Origin of the sequence: Flavobacterium sp. ENC, from assembly GCF_020991415.1 — a bacterium.
Classification (GTDB): Bacteria; Bacteroidota; Bacteroidia; order Flavobacteriales; family Flavobacteriaceae; genus Flavobacterium.
In genome coordinates, this window is the sequence record NZ_JAJMOY010000001.1 from 965,450 (window position 1) to 986,331 (window position 20,882).

The window sequence follows — 20,882 nt, forward strand, 5'->3', positions numbered from 1 at the left end:
TATTATATCAGATGACTTTATCAGAAAAAGACAGCCAGTACTTATGGCATCCGTATACACAACATAAAACGTCACAGACTCCAATTGCAATTACAAGAGGAGAAGGTGCCTTGCTTTGGGACGAGAATAATAAAGAATATATTGACGCTATTGCTTCGTGGTGGGTAAATCCGTTTGGTCATAGTAATAAAATTATAGCTGATGCGATTTATAAACAACTCACGACCTTAGAGCATGTTTTATTCGGAGGTTTCACCCATGAGCCAGCCATACAAGTAGCCGAAAAACTAATGAAAATTTTGCCCAAAAATCAGCAGAAAATTTTCTTCTCCGATAATGGTTCAACAGCTGTAGAAGTAGCCATAAAAGTAGCACTTCAGTATTTTTTCAATAAAAATGAAAAAAGAACCACTATAATTGCTTTCGAAAATGCGTTCCACGGAGATACTTTTGCGGCAATGGCAGCCAGCGGAATCTCTTTTTATACGCAGGCTTTTCAGGGAATGTTTATAGACGTAGTCAGAATTCCGGTTCCTGTGAAAGGACAGGAGGAGGTAAGTTTTAAAGCCCTGAAAGCAATAATCAAAAGTCATAATTGTGCCGGCTTTATTTTTGAACCTTTAGTACAGGGAGCAGCCGGAATGGTGATGTATGAGCCTGAAGCACTGGAAACTTTAATCAAAATTTGTAAAGAAAATAAGGTTTTGACTATTGCCGATGAAGTGATGACCGGTTTTGGTAAAACCGGAAAAACTTTCGCAATGGATTATGTTGCTGAAGAACCGGATATGATTTGTTTATCGAAAGCACTGACCGGAGGAACAATTCCAATGGCCATTACGACTTTTACGCAGGATGTTTTCGATGCTTTTTATGATGATGATATTAACAAAGCATTGTTTCACGGTCATACTTTTACGGCAAACCCTACCGGTTGTTCGGCTGCGTTAGCAAGTATCGATTTATTGCAGACCGAAGAAATGCAAAATAACATTCAGCGAATACATGAAAGACATTTAACTTTTCAGCAAAAAATTGAAAAGCATCCAAAAGTGGTTACAGCCAGAACGCTTGGGGTTATTTTTGCAGTTGAAATAAAATCGGATGCTGAGGAAAGTTATTACGGCTCTATGCGTACAAAACTGTATAATTTTTTTATAGATAAAGGCGTTATTTTAAGACCGGTGGGAAATATTGTTTACATTTTGCCCCCTTATATTATGACCGATGAGCAGCTTCAGAAAGTATATGCTACCATTGAAGAAGCGATTGAAATGGTTTAATTTAGTTTGAAAATCCTGCGAACTTTGCCTAAACTTTTGCGAACTTTGCGGTAAAATTATTTATTTTGAATTTACAAAAAATAGCAATAACAGCTTTCTCTTCTATTTCTCCTTTGGGGAATACCGCAGAAGAAGTCTGGAAAAATTATCTTAACGATCAACATTGCTTTACAAAGCAGTTTTTAGATCATCAGGAGACGTCTGTAGCCGCTTTAAGTGCTGAATCGGAACAATTGGTAAGGGAAGTTCGGGAATCGGATATTAAATATAAGTTTTTAGATAATTCTGTTTTGTTTGCTTTAACCGCTTCAAGAAAAGCAGTGGAAAAAGCCGGCTGGAATAAAGAGGATATTTTCGGAATAAATATTGGCTCTTCCCGCGGTGCCACTGATTTATTCGAAAAGCATTACAAGGAATATATGGACACTGGAAAAGCACAGACCTTAGCTTCTCCAACCACAACATTAGGGAACATATCTTCCTGGATTGCACATGATCTGCAAAGTGAAGGTCCTGAAATTTCACATTCGATAACGTGCTCTACAGCACTTCATGCTCTTCTAAACGGAGTAGCCTGGCTGCGGTCCGGAATGGCGGATAAGTTTTTGGTGGGTGGAAGTGAAGCCCCTTTGACAGATTTTACCATTGCTCAGATGAGGGCCCTGAAAATATATTCCCGTATTGATCAGAACGAAGAAGCCTGGCCAAATCTTGCTTTCGATTTTGAGAAAACGCAAAATACCATGATTTTAGGCGAAGGAGCAGCCGTTTGTTGTCTGGAAGCCGGAGAAAAAGAAAATGCTATAGCCTATGTGACAGGTGTTGGTTACGCCACTGAAATTTTAGAACACAACATTTCAATTTCCGCAGAGGCAGATTGTTTTCAAAAGTCTATGAAAATGGCATTGCAGCAAACTAACCCGGAAGAAGTAGATGTAATTGTAATGCATGCACCGGGAACCATTAAGGGAGATTTGACCGAATTGCGTGCGATTGAAAAGGTTTTTGGGACTGAAATTCCCTTATTGACCACCAATAAATGGAAAATCGGACACACTTTTGGAGCTTCCGGAATATTAAGCCTGGAATTGGCTCTTTTAATGCTCGAGCATAATACTTTCATTAATGTTCCTTTTGGAGAAGTGCAGGAGCAAACAAAACCATTGAGAAAAATATTGATTAATGCGGTAGGTTTTGGCGGTAATGCAGTCAGTATCTTAATTGAAAGAGCGTAGTTTAGTTCTGTAAGCTGAATCATCATAGAATAAAAAAAATCCATTTGCCTACGCAAATGGATTTTTTTTATGGATAAACGAAGTGTTAGGTCTTATTGAAATATAACTTTCTTCGTAAGGGTATGCTCATTGTCCAGGGTTACTTTTACCAGTAAAACCTGATTGGCAGACTGTAAATTTGTTATTTGCAATTCAGTTGCACTAACTTTCTTTTTGCTGTAAAGCAGTTTTCCTGAAATATCATATATCGTAACTTCTTTGATGTTTTCTTTTGCAGAAGTCACTTTGACGGCTTTGTTTTTGACACTAACCAGAATGTTGTTTTCAGTGTTTTCAAAATCACCCGTACCCAGGGTTTTATCCGTATAACGCAATACCAGACGATCGCCAAAAGTTCCCGCTTTTGTGGTAAAGGTGTATTTACCGTTCTTCAGGTTGTGGATGATACCGGTTGCCTTGTCTTCAATGTAAACAGGCTGATTCACTAATTCACCATCGGTATGCTGTATCGAAATGGCAAAATCACCCTCGATAGTACTGCGGTAACCCAAAGGAACAATATCGGTATCCGTAAAAGGCAGGGCACGTCCCTGGATCACATAATTCAGGTCATTGTTGATACTGTAAAAATCAAGATAGGGGTTGGCATCAAAAGATTCTCCGTCATATCTGTTATCAATTCCATTGGTTGCTCCGTCTATATATCCTACCAGCATTTGCTTAAAGGCACCTTTATCATTGGTGATGTTAAGCCAGATACGGGATTTCTCTGTTTCTTTTGCTGTTTTAGCATGTTTAAAAAACTGGCTGTTGTTTGCTCCGCCCTCTCTCATTTTGTTGGTAAAGACAACTGTTCCTACATCATTGGTACTGGCAAAAAAGGATTGTCCGGCTGCGATATGGCCCTGAGGGATAAAAGGATTATTGCCCGGGGCATCGTCACCGGTTGGTGCGCCTTCGGTGGCCACTCCGCCTGTTAAATTAAAAACGGCATAGTCGTCTGCATCATAGTCTTTTTTTGAAATGGTTAAAGGCGTATTGTGCGTCCAGAAATAAAACGTTCCGTTTATAAAATTATTGGCTTTTAGGAATTCATTGGCACTCAAAGCCGATGGATAAGGATTACCGATCAGGTAAAATTTGTTCTTTTCCAGAGTTTCACCGGACAAATTACCATTGTTCGGAACGCCTTTAAAATCAGCCGTAAAATCAGCCCTTACCGTATTGGAATAGTTTTGCGGACCACGAATAATATATCCTTTACCTATGGTCATCACATCGTTTGGACTGGTTATTACCCAGTTGTCGCCGTTGAAACCAAAATATTTGTCTGACAGCGTTAACGGGGAAACGTCAACTAATTTCTGAGGCTTTACCGGTGTAGACCAGTATTCAAAATCAGAAAGACGCATCGAGCTTGTACGTTTGTATGTAATATTTCCTGTATTCGCTACATTACTGTCCTGAAGCAAACTGGAGTTGTTCTCAAAAGTCAGCGTGGCTCCGCTGTTAACATTCAAAGCATTTGTGACTGTCAGTGTACGACCGGCAGGAACTAAAAGATTAACTCCTGAATTGATAGTACAGGAACATGCCTCTAAATCTGATGCTATGGTGTAAGCTCCTGCAAAAACGACATTTTTTGTAATATCAGGGGTTCCACCAGACCATACGGTGCCATTCCAGGTTGTTGCCGATTGGTTGGTGATGGGCACCGTAGCAGTTGCAGGTGATTGACAACCCGTGCTGTTCGTTACTCTAAAAGTATAGTTTCCTACAGGCAGGCCTGTAATTGTTGCTGTTGCTCCGGTTCCTGTAGTTACTACAGCACCCGGTGATCTTGTTAAGCTCCATGTTCCTGCAGAAGGTAAATTAGTTAAAACAACACTCCCTAATGCGCTGCAGGTAGTATTTGTTATTTTATCAATAGTTGGAGTGGCCAGTAAAATAGTTTCAATGGGCAGCGGTGTATCTTCAACGGTATTTAAAGACGGATCGGTACCTGTAACTTTTGGGGAATTAACAATCCTGCCTGCAGCTACATCTGCACTTGTGACAACATAGGTTCCAGTTAGTGTTGCTTTTGCCCCAACGGCTAAACTGGCTATAGGATTTCCGGAAATTGTCACTCCGGTATTTGGATCGCTAATTTGAATATTAGTTATGGGTACTTCGCCGTTGTTTGTAATTTCGTAGGTATAATTTACAGTATCCCCTAATTTACCACATGGCAGTATTGAGGATGTAGCAACCAGTTTTAATTCTGCAATTTTCAACGATTTGGTGTTGAAAGCAATAAAAGCACAATCTGAACTTCCTGAAAAAGTAACGACAAAACGGTCTACTTGTGCAGCGTTTGCAGCTGTGATACCAAAGGAACTTGTTTCGATACCTAACATTCGGATGTCTCTTGTCGCAGCCGGAGTAAAACCATACGTTCCATCCATTTTGAAAAGATCCAGACTATAGGTTCCTACAGCCGGAACTGATGCGGATCCAAAAAACACAGATAGTTCATTTCCTACTGTGTTTCCTGACGCATCAATAAATTTAAATTTATCTGCCTGGACGGCACTGCCGGGTTCGGCAACCTGGGTTACAATCAGATCGGGAGTATCATCATTCAATCCGGTAAGATTAAGATTATTAGTACCAATTTTGAATTCAGCAGTACCTGCTTTTATATTTGCAATTCCCGTTCCGAGTGCTAAACCATTAGGGCCGTCGGTAAGTCTTGAGGCAAGTTCGGCACCGGTTGCAGTGGCTCCGATTAATTTTGGAGTTAAAATGGCTCCAGTTGCGGATTCATCGATCATAGAACCTTGTAATATGTACATAGAAGGGTCTATTCCTATACTCTGAATTTTTAACGCTCTGAATTTCTGAGGACTAAAAGTTACCGTATTTGCTGTAAGCGTATTGTCATTGACACCGGTAGAGTATGTTTTTCCATTCTGTGCCCATGTGAATGCCAGCAAATTATTTTCCCTGTCAGGTCTATTTCCGACACCGGTTGTAGTATTCGATGTCCAGTACCCTTTCCAGTCGGTATGAATTCTTGTAACTGTATTTTGACTTAATGCACTAAAAGAAATCAGGAAAAAAAGCAGTCTTATATTTTTTAAAATTAAAGAACGAATTAACAATAGTAGCTTTGAGGACATAAGGTTTGGTTTGTTTTTATTTGTCTTTTGTTACGTTTATAATAAGTATTTCAAGTTTTAAGCTTGTGATATATGATGAAAATGGTCACTACGCTAAAAAATCCGACAACTTTCGATGCCGGATTCTGATATGGAATTAATTATAAAAATCAATTAAAAATTATTTTTTTAGATTCAACATGATCATTGTCTAAAATCACTTTTGTGAACAAGACCTGATTTCCCGACTGCAAATTTGATATTTGCAATTCTGTTGCATCTACTTTCTTTTTGTTATAAAGCACCTTTCCGGAAATATCAAAAATGCTAACTTCTTTAATGTTTTCCGTTGTTGAAGTTACTTTTATCACTTTGTTTTTTACGGAGACGATTACGTTCTTTTCAGTGTTTTCAAAATCACCTGTTCCTAATGTTTTGTTCGTATATCGAAGAATAAAACGATCTGAAAAAGTTCCTTTTGCTGTTTTAAAGGTGTATTTGCCAACTTTTAAATTATGTATTTGCCCTGTTGTTTTATCTTCCAGGTAAATTGCCTGATTCGCCAGATCACCATCTGTCTGTTCGATCGCAATGGTAAACTCCCCTTCAATAGCAGTTCGATATCCTAAAGGAACGATATCACTATCAGAAAAAGGTAATGCACGTCCCTGAATTACATAATTGTTCTCATTTTCAATGCTGTAAAAATCTATATAGTCATTACCATCAAAAGTCAGTCCGTCAAATCTGTTTTCGAAATCATTGGTTGCACCTTCAACATATCCGACCAGCGTTTGTTTAAAAGCACCACCTTCATTGGTCATGTTTAACCATACACGGCTTCTCTCTGTTGCAGCCGTTTTCGATGCATTTGAAGTTTTAAAGAATTGATTGTTCAATCCTGCAGGTCGCATTGAATTGTTGAATGTAACGATTCCATCAGTATTTGCGCTTACAAAGAATGACTCTCCCGCTGCTACCTTACCTGAAGGGATATTGTTGTTAATACCCGGTGCTGTAGAAGGAGCAGTAGCTGTACCTCCTGTTAAATTGTAACTTGCATAATCATTGGAATTATACTGATACTTTGCTGTGGTACCGATTGCTGTATTGTGTGTCCAGAAATAAAGAGTACCATTTAAAAAGGTATTTGCAGCTAAAAATTTATTAGCATCTAATGCAGATGGATATGGATTTCCAATCAAATAGAAATTATTGGCTTTAAGTGATTCACCTGTAATCACTCCGTTATTGGGAATCCCGATAAAATTTACTCCTTGTGCATACGTAGGTGTTGTCCAGTTATCTTTACCGTTTGGATAAGTATAACCTGCGCTCGGAACACGGATAATGTATCCTTTTCCGGGAGTCATAACAGTATTACCGCTTTCTATTACCCAATTCGTACCATTAAAGGACATATATTTGTCAGATAATGTATTCGGAGACAAGACATTCAGCTTTTGTCCTACAACTGCTGCTGACCAGTAGGTATAGTCAAAATTCTTCATTGGAAACGAAATACGTTCCATATCAAATGAATTTGAAGCTCCGGTATAAGTAGCATTATCATTGGTCTGTACGAAAGAACCATTATTTTTTATAACAATCTTAGCATTTGTATTTACTACGATATTCTCGTTTACCGTAAGTGTCTTATTTCCCGGGATTGTCAATGTTTTACCTGCAGCTATTGTACAAGAGCAAACTTCTAAATCGGTAGATAAAATTAAATCGTTATTCACCGTAATAGATGAGCCAGTTGCGGGAGCTACTGATCCGTCGTATGTAAAAGGCGTATCAATAAAGTTAATCGCGACATTAGCATTACCACCATCTTCTCTTAAACGCACTTCTACTTTAGAAGTTTTATTTAATGGATAGGTACCCGGAATCATTGATGTCGTATTTGTATAACCGTTTTGCGTAAAAATTTTCGTTCCGTCGATATAAACCTCGGCAATATCATCACAATTTACCAATTGTAACTGGTAGCGGCCACAAGCAAATCCCTGACGTTTGTAAGTAATGGCAAACTGATCTACAGGCATTGGAGCACCTTGCCATCCGGAATACGATGATGGTGATAAGGTAGCATTCCAATAAGTCTGTGTATTAATATTTACACCAGTGGCAACATAAGTTCCGGCATAAGCATTTGCTGCCAAAGCAATATCAGGTGAGTTAAAACCGTAGACATTCCATTTATTATCTCCGAAAGGAAAAGTAGTATCTCCTTTTATTTCTCCGTATGAAAATGATACTCTCGATGATTCTCCGTTTTCATAATACTCCAAAACGAAGTTATGAGTACCTGCTGTAGCAAAAGTATATTGGGTAGAATAAGTCGTATAACTGTGGTCACTCCAGGAATTTGAAGGGTTAAATGGAACCAGAGTGCCATCAATATATAACCTTACACCATCGTCACCGCCTATTGTGAAATTATAGGTACTTGCTGTTGTAGTCGTCTGCATTAGGTAACGTACCATAAACTTGTCACTTGGTACAGTCCCACAAAATGCATTTGCTTCAACAGTTGTGTCTCCCGTAATTACAGCAGTACCGACATTTCGGTCAAAATTTGCTTTCTCAGCTATTGAACCAACGTAAGTTGTAGTAGCAGGAGTATTTCCAGTATAGGAATATACAAAACCTTTCCAGTAGTTAATTCCCGCAGTTGGTGTAGCGGCACACACTGCTGCTGTTCCGGTAACTGTTACTGCTGCAGACGAATAATTTAATGCGGCATTCTTAAGCGTATACGTAAAAGAGGCTGTTCCTGTAAAACCACTTGCAGGAGTAAAAGTGATGTTGTTCAATCCGTTAACCGTAACCGTTCCGTTGGATGGTTGTGTTACCGTTATCGTTTGTAAAGCACTGGAACTTCCAATAACATCATTGTCTAAAATTGGAATTACAACTGCCTGATTGGTTGGTGTAGAAACATAATCATTACTAGCGGTTAAGGTGTTGGTATCTTTTACAATTCCCTTAATACTTGCCGTAGCCCTGAAATGAAACTGATTATTAGTATTGTAAGCATAGGCCCTAATGTACAGGGTTTCTCCTGCCAATAAAGTATTTAAATCACTGGCAAATGCTGGTTCAATGGTTGTCCAGGTACCCGTTGTTGTACCTGAAAACAGTACTCTTTCAGCACCTGTAAAAGTGTTGCTTTTAGAATAAAGAATTTGCAGTTTTTGTCCTGACCCTCCCTGACTTCTGTAGGTAAGAAGAAAAGTAGATAAATCAATTTTATGATTTGCATCTGCTTTAATTTTAAATTCTACATATTTAGAAAGATCGTAACTTCCTCCATTTTGACCCGGAGTTGGCCAGCTGCCTGTTTGATAGAAAGGATTGCTTGCATCTTCACTATTGTTGAAAGATACAGTTGGAGTCGCGGCACTAGGAATATCACTTGCCGTTATATACGAAGAATTCACGGTAGCTTTAAATCTGTTAGTGCTTGTTTTAGCATCCCATAGTACTAAACCATCAGCTGTTAAATCAGCAATAGTTACCTGAATATTCGCTGTAGATGAAGGATCAGTACCTTTCGTAATGGTATATTTGAATGTGGATGTACCTGTGAAATTTTTAGCCGGATTGAATGTTATTGTCTTATCCGGATTTAAGATTGCTGTTCCTTCCGATGCTGCCGGAGGCGTAGAAATGGCAATTGTCGCTACACTTGAACCCTGAACATCATTGCTTAACGGCGAAATATTAAGAGCAATTTCTTTTTTAGTCGTTAAGTAGTCATTTATGGCTAAAATTTTAGAAGAGTCAAAAGCAGAAACAGTTCCTTTTAAAATGGCAGGCAAATTACCTGAATTGGTTCCTGTTCTGAAATGAAAATTATTATTGCTATTGTAAGCATATAGACGAACGTAAACTACCTGTCCGGGTAAAACCGGATTTACTTCTGCTGAAAAAAGAGGATTTATAGTAGTCCAGCTTGAAGCAGTCACTGTTTCAGGTGCCAAAACCTTTACTCCGGTTGTAAAACCAGGATCTTTAGAGTATTGTATCTGAAATTTTTGGCTGGTACCACCCTGCACTCTGTAGGTAATATTGAAAGAACTTAAGTCAATTTTATTACCTGCTTTTGGTGCAATTTTAAATTCAACATATCTGGCAGGATCATAACTACCTGTAAATTCAAGTGTATTGGGCCAGCCACCGGTGCTAAAATAAGGATTATTAACATCATCGGTATTGTAATTTAAGCTAACGCCTCCATTAACAGTAAAATCCGGAGATACAGCTGTGCCAGTATACAAAAGAGTATTATCGTACACAGGAGTGTTTCTATTTCCGGAAGAAGCTGCATTCCATTTTACCAGGTCACTCTGTGCAAAAACAGCAAATGGTAAAATTAAGAATAAAAGTAAAGTTTTTGTCATGTTAATTGTTTTCTATCAGGTTGTTATGCTAGCATAAAATTTGGCCCGCACAAATATATATACAACTACGAGTTGATGACAAAAGGGGTTTTAAGAAAGACTATATTATCGATTAAATGTTAAAAATAATCGACGAACTACATGCTGAAAAATGAAGAATTGTGTTATTTCTTATAAAACATAAAAATAAAAGATAAGAATTATCGTAAATTTTGGCCAAAAAAAAAGCATTTTTTGATAATTTAATTCAAAAAACGCGAGTTTAGCGTATTAATCCGCAAAAAAGTAATAATTTATAACTAACGGTTATTTTGTAATAAATAAGGATTTTAATACAATTTAAAATTTAATGATTAAATTTTTACGAAAGGAGAAATAAGAGATTTGTTTATAAAAATTCCCGATTTATAACTGTTCTAATTCTTTCATTTTTTCATAAACTAAATTACTTTCATAACCTCTTCGCAACATGTAATCGCAGAATTTTTTTCTCTTTTTAAGGGCATTTTTTTCAGAAATGGAATTCCAGAATCTTTCGGAAAGCTGTTCAAAAGTGTTGTAATATTCTTCTGGCGAAATTTCCTTGAGGGCGATTGTAATGATAGTCGAAGAAATTTGTCTGATTTTTAGTTCATTCGTAATTCTGATTTTTCCCCAAAATTTAATTCGGTGTTTCCCTCTGGCAAAACTGCAGGCAAAACGTGTTTCATTCAAAAAGTTATTTTCAATTAGTTGAACGACAATAGAATCTATTTCGTCAGAAGTCATTTTCAGACTGTATAATTTGGCAATAACTTCGCTATGACAGCGTTCCTGATAGGCACAAAACCGTTCTAATCTTAGTAAGGCTTCTTTTGGAGTACAGGTTGAATTCATGGGTTTTTTCTTTCTTTTTAACTATTATTGCTAAAAATAGTCATTTTGCTGTTAAAATTAGTCTTAATATCTTGTAAATTCTCAAAAAGTCTTTTGGTTAAAATGTTGCATATGAATAGAATTATGATATTTTTGTACGCAAAATTGGTTTGTTTATCGATGATTGAACAAAATTAACTAAATGGCTGATTTTAAAGTTTTTAAAACAATCTAAAAAAACATGACGTAAGTATATTATGATGTATAATATATAACCGCTGGTATTTTTTTATTCCGTTTTAGCATCCAAAAACAAAATTATAATATAAATACCACAACTTATATGATTAAAAAACTACTTTTATTCGTTCGATTATTGCTTTTAACCACATTTTCTATTTTTTCTTTAGATAATTCCCGAGGAAAATTAAGTGTTAAGGCAAAAATGTTTTGTTTTGCTTTGCTGTTTTGTGTTTCGTTTGCAAATGCAGCTACTTATTATTCCGGGATTAATGGGGCACCAACAGATGCCAATAACCTTAATAACTGGTGGCTCAACACTAATGGAACAGGAGGACATCCTGCAAATTTTACAACCGGAGGTGATATTTTTATTGTTCAGACGGGTCATAGCATGGCTACAACTGCAGCCTGGGCCGTAACTGGAAGTTTACAGATTCAAACCGGAGGAACTTTAAGTGTTGCAGCATTTGATATTACAATTTCGGGTACTACTTCTATCACTGGATCATTGATTCACAGCAGTAATACAGGAACAAAAACGTATGTTGGTTTAGTTACTATTGCTTCAGGTGGAGTATGGAATAATTCCAGTAATACCGGAGTGATTTTTAGAGGAGGAATTACCAATAACGGGACATTTACCAGTGGATCAGGAGTACACACCTTTAACACAAACAATCAGTCAGTTACCGGTAATTTTTCTATTCCGAAAATCACAGTTAACGGAGTTTCACTTACCAATATTAGCACCAATACTTTAAATGTTGCAACTGCACTAGATGGTACAGGAACTTTAATTAACCAGGGTACTTTAAACATTGCAGCTTCAACAGTATTAATTACAACACTTACTGCAACGGCAACAGGAAATAAAGTAAATTATAGCGGAGCGGCACAAACCATTAAGTCAACATCCTACTATGATCTTACTTTTACAGGTAGTGGTGTCAAAACTTTTGGCACAACAACTGTAGCAACTTCTAATTTTATTAATGTAGCAAGTGGTGTTAAGCTCGATTTATCGGGTAACAACGGACATACAGCCAGAGTTCTTATATTAGGTGGCGTTGGTCCTCTTATAAATTCATGGGGTGCGCAGGGATCAGGAGCCACAAATACAACGGATACTTATTTTACAAATACAAGTTATGGCAGAATAATTGTGAGCGGTTCCGGAACTTTCGATCCGGTAATAGACTCCAACTATGCTTCTTATACCAAAGGCGTAAGTGGTAAAGTAAATGCATCCTATGTTGAAAATGCTGTACCCACGGTATTGACAGCACCAAACGGGACGGTTTTTGTTAATGCCGATTTTGCAAGTTATGGTACTCCGACAGGAACAGCTCCAAATTTCACATTAGGGACTTGTAATGCTTTTAACAGTAGAACTGTAGCAACAGACGTTTTTTTAGGAAACACCACCGCCACTATTCCTGCAACAAACGCTACTTTCGGTGATCCTTGTGTAAGCATAGTAAAACGTTTAAGCGTTGTAGCCACTTATACAGAACCTATTTGTATAAACACAAGTCCGGGAATTATAACCGGTTCACCTCCTACGGGAGGAAATGGTACCTATACTTATCTGTGGGAAGTGAGTACTACAAGTGCCGTTTCAGGATATACTGCAGCACCGGGAACAAATAATGCAAAAGATTATACCCCTGGAAATTTAACAACTACCTCATGGTTCAGAAGAACGGTTTATTCAGGACTTTATGCCAGTGAAACAATCGTTATTGTTCAGGTTAATAATGCTCCGGTGGCTCCTACAGCAATTGCAAATACAGCATTTTGTGCAACAGGCGCAACTACCTTAACGGTTAGCGGAGGTAGTAAAGGAGGAAATGGAGGTTATGCACAATGGTATACAGGTTCGTGCGGAGGTACTCTTGTGGGATCAGGTGACTCTATAACAGTAACACCTACCGCTCCTACAACGTATTACGTTAGATATCAAAATGGTTGTACTACAACAGCTTGTTTCTCTAAATTAATAGAGGCTACTGTATCTATTACAGCAGCTTCTGCAGCTACACCAGTTTGTTATAATGCTTCAGCTATTCAGACAACACCTTTAGCCTATAGCGCTACAACAGGTACGCCAACCACCTATAGTATTGCATGGAATGCTTCGCCAACAAACAGCTTCGTTGCAGTTGCAAATGCCACATTACCTGCAGCTAATATCTCCGTTAGTGTTCCGGCGGGAACTAATCCGGGTATCTATACAGGTACACTTACAGTAAAAAATGGTACTTGTGTAAGTCTTCAAAATACTTTTACGGTAACTGTTAATGCTTTGCCGACAATCACAGGAACAGCAAATGTTTGTATAGGATCAACCACACAATTAACGGGTTCTGCTACAGCAGATGCTACAACACCATGGGCTTCAGGCACACCAACAGTTGCTACAGTATCTAATACTGGATTAGTAACAGGAGTTGCAGCGGGAACTAGCGTTATCACTTATAAAAACAGCAATGGCTGTACACAAACGGTGACTGTAACTGTAAATTCACTACCCACCATAACGGGAACGGCCAATGTTTGTATCGGATCAACCACACAATTAACAGGTTCTGCCACTCCAAATGCTACAACACCATGGAGTTCAGGAACACCAACAGTTGCTACAGTATCTAATACTGGATTAGTAACAGGAGTTGCAGCGGGAACTAGCGTTATCACTTATAAAAACAGCAATGGCTGTACACAAACGGTGACTGTAACGGTAAATTCACTACCCACCATAACGGGAACTGCAAATGTTTGTATCGGATCAACCACACAATTAACAGGTTCTGCTACTCCAAATGGCACAACACCATGGTCTTCAGGGACAACAACAGTTGCCACAGTATCAAATACCGGATTGGTAACAGGAGTTGCTGCAGGAACAAGTGTTATTACGTATAGGAATAGCAATGGTTGTACACAAACAGTGACTGTGACGGTAAATCCATTACCAACTATCACAGGAACTTCAGCTGTTTGTATCGGATCAACTACACAACTAACGGGTTCCGCTACAGCAGATGCCACAACACCATGGGCTTCAGGCACACCAACAGTTGCTACAGTATCTAATACTGGATTAGTAACAGGAGTTGTAGCGGGAACTAGCGTTATCACTTATAAAAACAGCAATGGCTGTACACAAACGGTGACTGTAACGGTAAATTCACTACCCACCATAACGGGAACTGCAAATGTTTGTATCGGATCAACCACACAATTAACAGGTTCTGCTACTCCAAATGGCACAACACCATGGTCTTCAGGGACAACAACAGTTGCCACAGTATCAAATACCGGATTGGTAACAGGAGTTGCTGCAGGAACAAGTGTTATTACATATAGGAATAGCAATGGTTGTACACAAACAGTGACTGTGACGGTAAATCCACAACCATCAGCGCCAATAGTAGGTACAATAACACAGCCAACATGTGTAGTCCCAACCGGAAGTGTGGTTTTAAGCGGATTACCTTCTACGGGAACATGGACATTAACAAGATCACCGGATGCTGTGGTTACTACAGGAACCGGAACAAGTATTACAGTTTCAGGTCTTGCAGCTAATACTACGTATACTTATACAGTTGGAAATGGTACCTGTACTTCGGTATCTTCAAACAATATTGTTATAAATCAATTACCGCTATTGGCAACCTGGAATGGAGGATGGACTAATGGTCCGCCAACAATCAATCAACCTGTTGTTTTTGCAGGAAATTATACATCAGCAGGAGATTTAAATTCTTGTAGCTGTACCGTAAATGCAGGCGTTAATGTTGTGATTAGTGATGGAAACACTTTAACAGTGACTAATGCCGTGACTGTTAACAGCGGTGCTACACTGACTTTCGAAAATAATTCAAGTTTAATGCAGGACAGTGAGGTAGTCAATACAGGAGATATTACGTACAAACGTACAAGCTCGATGCGTCTTTCTGATTTTGAATACTGGTCTACACCGGTAAAACCTCAGAAATTAGTTGACGTTTCCCCGTTAACGTTATCGGATAAATATTTTGGTTTCAACGGCGACAACTGGGTAATAACCAGTCCAAACGATGTGATGACCATAGGCAAAGGATATATTATTCGTGGTCCGCAAAACTATTCCAATACGGTAAGGGCTGATTTTACGGCTGTTTTTAAAGGCGTTCCGAACAATGGTAATTTGTCCGGTGAAACCCTGGAAAAGAACAAATTTTACCTGATCGGTAATCCTTATCCATCGGCTTTGAGTGCCAATGAATTCCTAAAAGCCAATAATTTTATAAACGGAACGTTTTATTTCTGGACGCACAATACGCCTTTAACCATTTCAAAAAAAGACTATGATGCAGACGATTATGCCGTTTTTAATTTAACAGGCGGAGTGGCCACCGAAGGCGCACCAACCGGTGACGATGCCCCGGGCAATAATCCTTTTATCCCTCAGGGCCATATCGCAGCCGGACAATCCTTTTTTGCCAGTACCAATGATGTGGGAACAGTTGTCTTTACCAACAAAATGAGAGAGGGAGGGGCCAACAACAGCCAGTTTTTCAAACCTGGTAAAACAGCAAAAGAAACAGAGAAATCCCGTATCTGGCTTAACATCACCAATGACAAAGGTGCTTTTAAGCAAATGCTTGTAGGATATATAGACGGAGCAACCAATGGGATTGATAACAGATATGACGGAGAATCTTTTGATGCCAACCCATATCTTGATTTTTACAGCATCAACAATGACCTGAATTATGTGATCCAGGGACGTGCCCTGCCTTTTACGGATACCGATATCGTTCCTTTGGGTTACCGTAGCACTATCGAAGGTGATTTTGCCATTTCGATACAGCATACCGATGGTGAATTAGTGAATCAGCCCGTTTACATTGAAGACAAGGCAACCGGTATCATCCACAACCTGAAGAACGGTAAATACACCTTTACCACAAAAGCGGGAACTTTTGGTGATCGTCTGGTATTGCGTTATACGGATAAAACCCTGGGAACTGGTGATTTTGAAAACACGGAAAACAACATTCTGGTTAGTGTCAAAAACAAAGCCGTCAAAGTGACTTCTGCAAAAGAGAATATCAAAGAAGTTACGATATATGATATTTCAGGAAAACTGCTTTACAGCAAAAAGAAAGTAAGTGCAACTGAATTGCAAATAACAAATTTACAGTCTGCCAATCAGGTTTTACTGGTAAAAGTAACCCTGGACAATGAGCATACCCTTACGAAGAAAGTTATATTTCAATAAGACCTAACACTTCGTTTATCCATAAAAAAATCCATTTGCGTAGGCAAATGGATTTTTTTATGCCTTTCTTTTTTGATTTTGAATAAACTAAATATCACCTGAAGTGGGTATTGTGACATAAGTAGAAGATTAATAAATTGCAGTAAAATCTTATAATTTATTTAATGTATCTGCTTTTGATGAGAAAGATGTTTTTTTTAATAATAGTAATTAGTTTATTGAATTCCGCTGAACTATATCCACAACAAGGAAAGGTAGATCCGACATTTAATACAACGGACGACGGGTCAATCGGTGACGGATTCGACAATACCGTAAGAACATTATCTCTACAATCTGACGAAAAGCTCATTGTTGGTGGGGATTATCTGAATCTCAACGGAATATCATCTCCCTATCTGACCCGTCTGAATGTGGACGGTTCAATTGATGAGAGTTTTGATACAGGAACAGGTTTCAATGGAAAAGTTTATAGCTGTTCTATACTTCCGGATAGAAAGATTATCATTGGCGGAAGTTTTACAGCTTATAATGGCGTAAGTGCAGGAAGACTGATTCGCTTAAATGCGGATGGCTCGGCGGATACGTCCTTCAATACAACAATTGGGGCTACAAACGGAATCATTTATAAAGTCTGTCCCCAAACGGATGGAAAAATTATCCTTGTCGGAAGTTTCACAAAATACAATAATGTTACAGTCAACAGAATTGCCCGTATTTTGCCGGACGGAGCATTAGATACTTCTTTTAGTACAGGAACAGGTTCGCCTTTAAGTATTACAGACGTTAAAATTTTAGCGGATGATAAAATGCTGCTAACTGGAAATTTTACTGTTTTTAACGGAATTGCAGCGAACAGAATTGTTCGTTTGTTTCCTGACGGACAAGTCGATCAGAGTTTTAATACAGGAACGGCTTTTAATGATGATGTAAACGCAATAGCAATACAGGCGGATGGAAAAATTATCGCAGGAGGAAAATTTACGGCTTATAATGAAATTACTGCCAACAGAATTATTCGGCTACATCCCGACGGAACTCCTGATACGACTTTTCTTTCTGGTTCAGGCCTGAGTAAAGATGCAGTTCAGGTCATTAAAATTGATGCTTCCGGCACTATTACCATTGGCGGATCATTTAATGGCTTTTATAATAATAGCGAGGTCAGCCGCTTATTTTTTTTAAATCAGGACGGAACTCTGAAAAATGACTTTTACAACGGTTCAGGTCCTGAATCGGCGTCAGTCCTGGCGTTGGAAAGTGCTAAGGGATCTTGGTATATTGGAGGATCGTTCTCTGTTTTTGATGGTCAGAATCAGGGGAGACTAGCCAAAATTAATGCAGATGGAGAATATGATACAGGTTATTTATCAGCAGGAATTGGTTTTAATAATTCTGTTCTACAAGTTTTGGCATTAGAAAATAAACAGACGATGGTGTTTGGAAATTTCAATAAATTCAATGGAAAGTACTCTTCAAAAATAGCAAGGCTTCTGGAAAATGGTACTTTGGATGATACTTTTAACGTCGGGCAGCAAGGTGCAAATAATGTTATAAAAACAGCAGTTCAGCAAGTGGATGGTAAAATTATTTTTTCAGGAAATTTTACCAGATATAACGAATCGGCCTGCAGTAGAATCGCACGTATTTTAGCTGACGGAACTGTTGATGAGAAATTTAATACAGGCTCTGGTTTCAATAGCCAGGTATATGCAATGGCAATTCAGCCAGATCAAAAGATTATTGTAGGAGGTAATTTCAGTTTGTATAATAGTGCACCCGCGAACAGAATAATCAGGTTGCTGCCAAGTGGTTTACCTGATGCCAGTTTTAATGTTGGCCTGGGGGCTAATGCAATTATTTATGCGATCTTACTTCAACCCGATGGGAAAATACTGGTTGGAGGGCGATTTACTTCTTTTGACGATCATCCGGTATCTGGTTTAGTACGTCTGAATACTAATGGAAGCATCGATTCCAGTTTTAATACAGGAACAGGTTTCGATAAAAATGTATATGCACTGAATTTACAGTCAGATCAGAAAATAATTGTTGGGGGATCTTTCCTAATGTACAACGGTATTTCTCAAAAACGGATTCTCAGATTACATCCAAACGGGGATTTAGACTCTACTTTTGACTCAGGCACCGGCTTTAGTAAAGGAGATGTTTTAAGTATTCTCATACAGCCCGATGATCGAATTTTGTTAGGGGGAACTTTCTCGGGGACTTATAAAACAATACCTTCTTTAAGAATTATCAGGTTATTAAAAACGGGAGAATATGACGGCAGTTTTCAGGCGGCTTTAAACAATAAATTACATAGTATGAGTTTTACAGCTGATCATAAACTGATGATTGGAGGAGATTTTAATTCTGTCTCAGGAATATCCAAACATAGAATTGCCCGATTAAAGAGTTGCCTTGATAAAACAGTCTGGGATGGTGTATCATGGTCGAATGGCTTCCCATCACAAGGGAAAGAAGTTGTTTTTACCGAAGATTATGCAAACCTGATAACGGCGAATAGCTGCAATTGCACAATTAACGAAGGAAAAACGGTTAATCTTCTAAGTGGAAATACCTTAGGAATTCAATTTGGCTATAGCGGTTTGGGAACTCTGATCTTAAACGATGCAGCCAGTTTGTATCAGGATGATGATGAAATAATAAACAATGGAACTGTGCATGTTATCAGAAAATCGTCTCCTGTCTTAAAATTTGATTATACCTATTGGTCTTCTCCTGTCGCAAATCAAAAGTTGACGGATTTTTCCCCAAATACATTAACCGATAAGTTTTTCTCCTTTAATTATCTATTGGGAGACTGGACTTTTGAAAATCCTTCAGACCCCATGGTTTTGGGTAAAGGATATATTATTCGTAGTCCCCAGGATTTTTCTCCAATATCTGTTTCTAAGTTTGAAGCCATATTTAAAGGGATTCCCAATAATGGAAAAATTAGTTTAAATATAGGAGAGCAGGATACTTTTAATTTGATTGGAAATCCTTATCCATCGGCTATAAATGCAGATTTATTTTTAGACCAAAACAATGAAAATATTAAAGGAACCCTTTATTTCTGGACACACAATACGCCAATTAATAACTATGAATATGCTTCAGACGATTATGCAATTTATAATTTGCTGGGAGGTACGGGGACAAGAGCAGCATTATCACCGGGAGTAAATGAAACTATACCGGATGGAACAATTGCCTCTGCACAGGCTTTTTTTGCGGTGAGTAAAAATGCAGGCCTAGTTGAATTTAATAACAGCATGCGAATTATCGGCAGGAACTCCACTTTTTTTAAGTCGGAGACCAAGAATAAAAAGAATAAAAAAACAGCAATTGAAAAACATCGTATCTGGCTTGATCTTGAGAATTCGAAAGGTGCTTTTAAACAAATTTTGATCGGTTATATTCAGGGAGCATCTGATTTAACACCCGATAACTATAATGCCGAATCTCTTAAAGGAAATGAATATGTAGATTTTTATAGTATTCTTGACAATAAAAATCTTGCGATTCAGGGCTCGGTTAAATCCTTTGATATATCTGATTCTGTTACACTTGGCTATGATACAGCCGTGGAAGGAGAATTTACGATCCGAATAGATCATGTTGATGGCCTGTTTGAAAACCTGAATGTTTACATCGAGGATAAAACTTTAAAAGTAATCCATAATTTAAAGGACAGTCCCTACTTCTTCAGAACATCAAAAGGTATTTTTAAGGAGCGCTTTCTAATACATTACAGCGACAAGAGTTTAAAAAATAAAGATTTCGAAAAATCCGAAGATTCCATTTTCATATCAGTACGAAACAGATCTGTGAGGCTAAAATCAACAAAAGAAAAAATCAACAAAATTGAAGTTTTTGATATTTCAGGTAAGCTCATTTATAGGAAAAATACAATTAATGAATCAGAGGTACATTTACCGGATTTACAAGTAAACCAACAGATTTTGTTTTTACAGATTACTTTTGAAAATAACGACAGGATTGCAAGAAAATTTATATTGCACTAATAAAAAGTTACTGTTAATCGCTGAGCGATATGGATTTTTAAATGAAGTAAATAACTTTTAGCTTCATTCCAAATGTTAAAAGAGCACCCTTTTTTATCCGTGAAATTAAAAATTTTGCTGTTTTGTGAATACAGTATTGCGGTCATACACAAAACACTTTTTGTTGCTAGTTGCTTATTTTACGGGCTAAATGACTTGTTTTGAGTGGTGTATAAGACGTAAAAGTGTTAAATTCTTACATTTAATATTGAAATATTTAACTTTCATGTAAATAAAATCGTACCTTGTTGTTATCCTTGTACAACTAACGTACTTATAAGCCACAGCGTATATTTTTATTTCTGTTAATACCTGCCACAATACAGATTAATATTTTTAAATACCACTAAATAAAAACTAACATTT

7 protein-coding genes are annotated in these 20,882 nt (G+C 37.9%); 4 read left to right on the forward strand and 3 right to left on the reverse strand.

From position 1 onward, the window contains the following. The first annotated feature begins 11 nt into the window (after positions 1 to 11). Positions 12 to 1,283, forward strand: a complete 1,272-nt coding sequence (bioA, locus tag LPB89_RS04045) for an adenosylmethionine--8-amino-7-oxononanoate transaminase (protein WP_230700369.1) — start codon at positions 12 to 14, stop codon at positions 1,281 to 1,283. 65 nt (positions 1,284 to 1,348) lie between these two features. Then, entirely contained in the window at positions 1,349 to 2,518 is a 1,170-nt protein-coding gene (locus tag LPB89_RS04050) for a beta-ketoacyl synthase N-terminal-like domain-containing protein (protein WP_230700370.1), read from the forward strand. 92 nt (positions 2,519 to 2,610) lie between these two features. On the opposite strand, the gene LPB89_RS04055 is transcribed toward LPB89_RS04050, so the two are convergent. From LPB89_RS04055 to LPB89_RS04065, 3 genes are all read right to left on the reverse strand, one after another. Further along, complete coding sequence (locus LPB89_RS04055; RefSeq protein WP_230700371.1) at positions 2,611 to 5,682, reverse strand: T9SS sorting signal type C domain-containing protein; 3,072 nt, start codon at positions 5,680 to 5,682, stop codon at positions 2,611 to 2,613. 149 nt (positions 5,683 to 5,831) lie between these two features. Next, on the reverse strand, positions 5,832 to 10,073 hold the full coding sequence (locus tag LPB89_RS04060; protein ID WP_230700372.1) for an Ig-like domain-containing protein: 4,242 nt from the start codon (positions 10,071 to 10,073) through the stop codon (positions 5,832 to 5,834). A gap of 405 nt (positions 10,074 to 10,478) precedes the next feature. Further along, positions 10,479 to 10,949 carry a regulatory protein RecX gene (locus LPB89_RS04065; RefSeq protein WP_230700373.1) on the reverse strand — a complete coding sequence of 157 codons (471 nt, stop codon included), beginning with the start codon at positions 10,947 to 10,949 and terminating at the stop codon, positions 10,479 to 10,481. Positions 10,950 to 11,271: 322 nt separating this feature from the next. On the opposite strand from LPB89_RS04065, the gene LPB89_RS04070 reads away from it, so the two are divergent. Next, positions 11,272 to 16,443: a T9SS sorting signal type C domain-containing protein gene (locus tag LPB89_RS04070; RefSeq protein ID WP_230700374.1), complete on the forward strand. Its 5,172-nt coding sequence runs from the start codon at positions 11,272 to 11,274 to the stop codon at positions 16,441 to 16,443. 188 nt (positions 16,444 to 16,631) lie between these two features. Further along, the gene (locus tag LPB89_RS04075; protein WP_230700375.1) at positions 16,632 to 20,477 is read left to right on the forward strand and encodes a T9SS sorting signal type C domain-containing protein; all 3,846 of its coding nucleotides are present in this window, start codon (positions 16,632 to 16,634) and stop codon (positions 20,475 to 20,477) included. Positions 20,478 to 20,882: the final 405 nt, after the last annotated feature.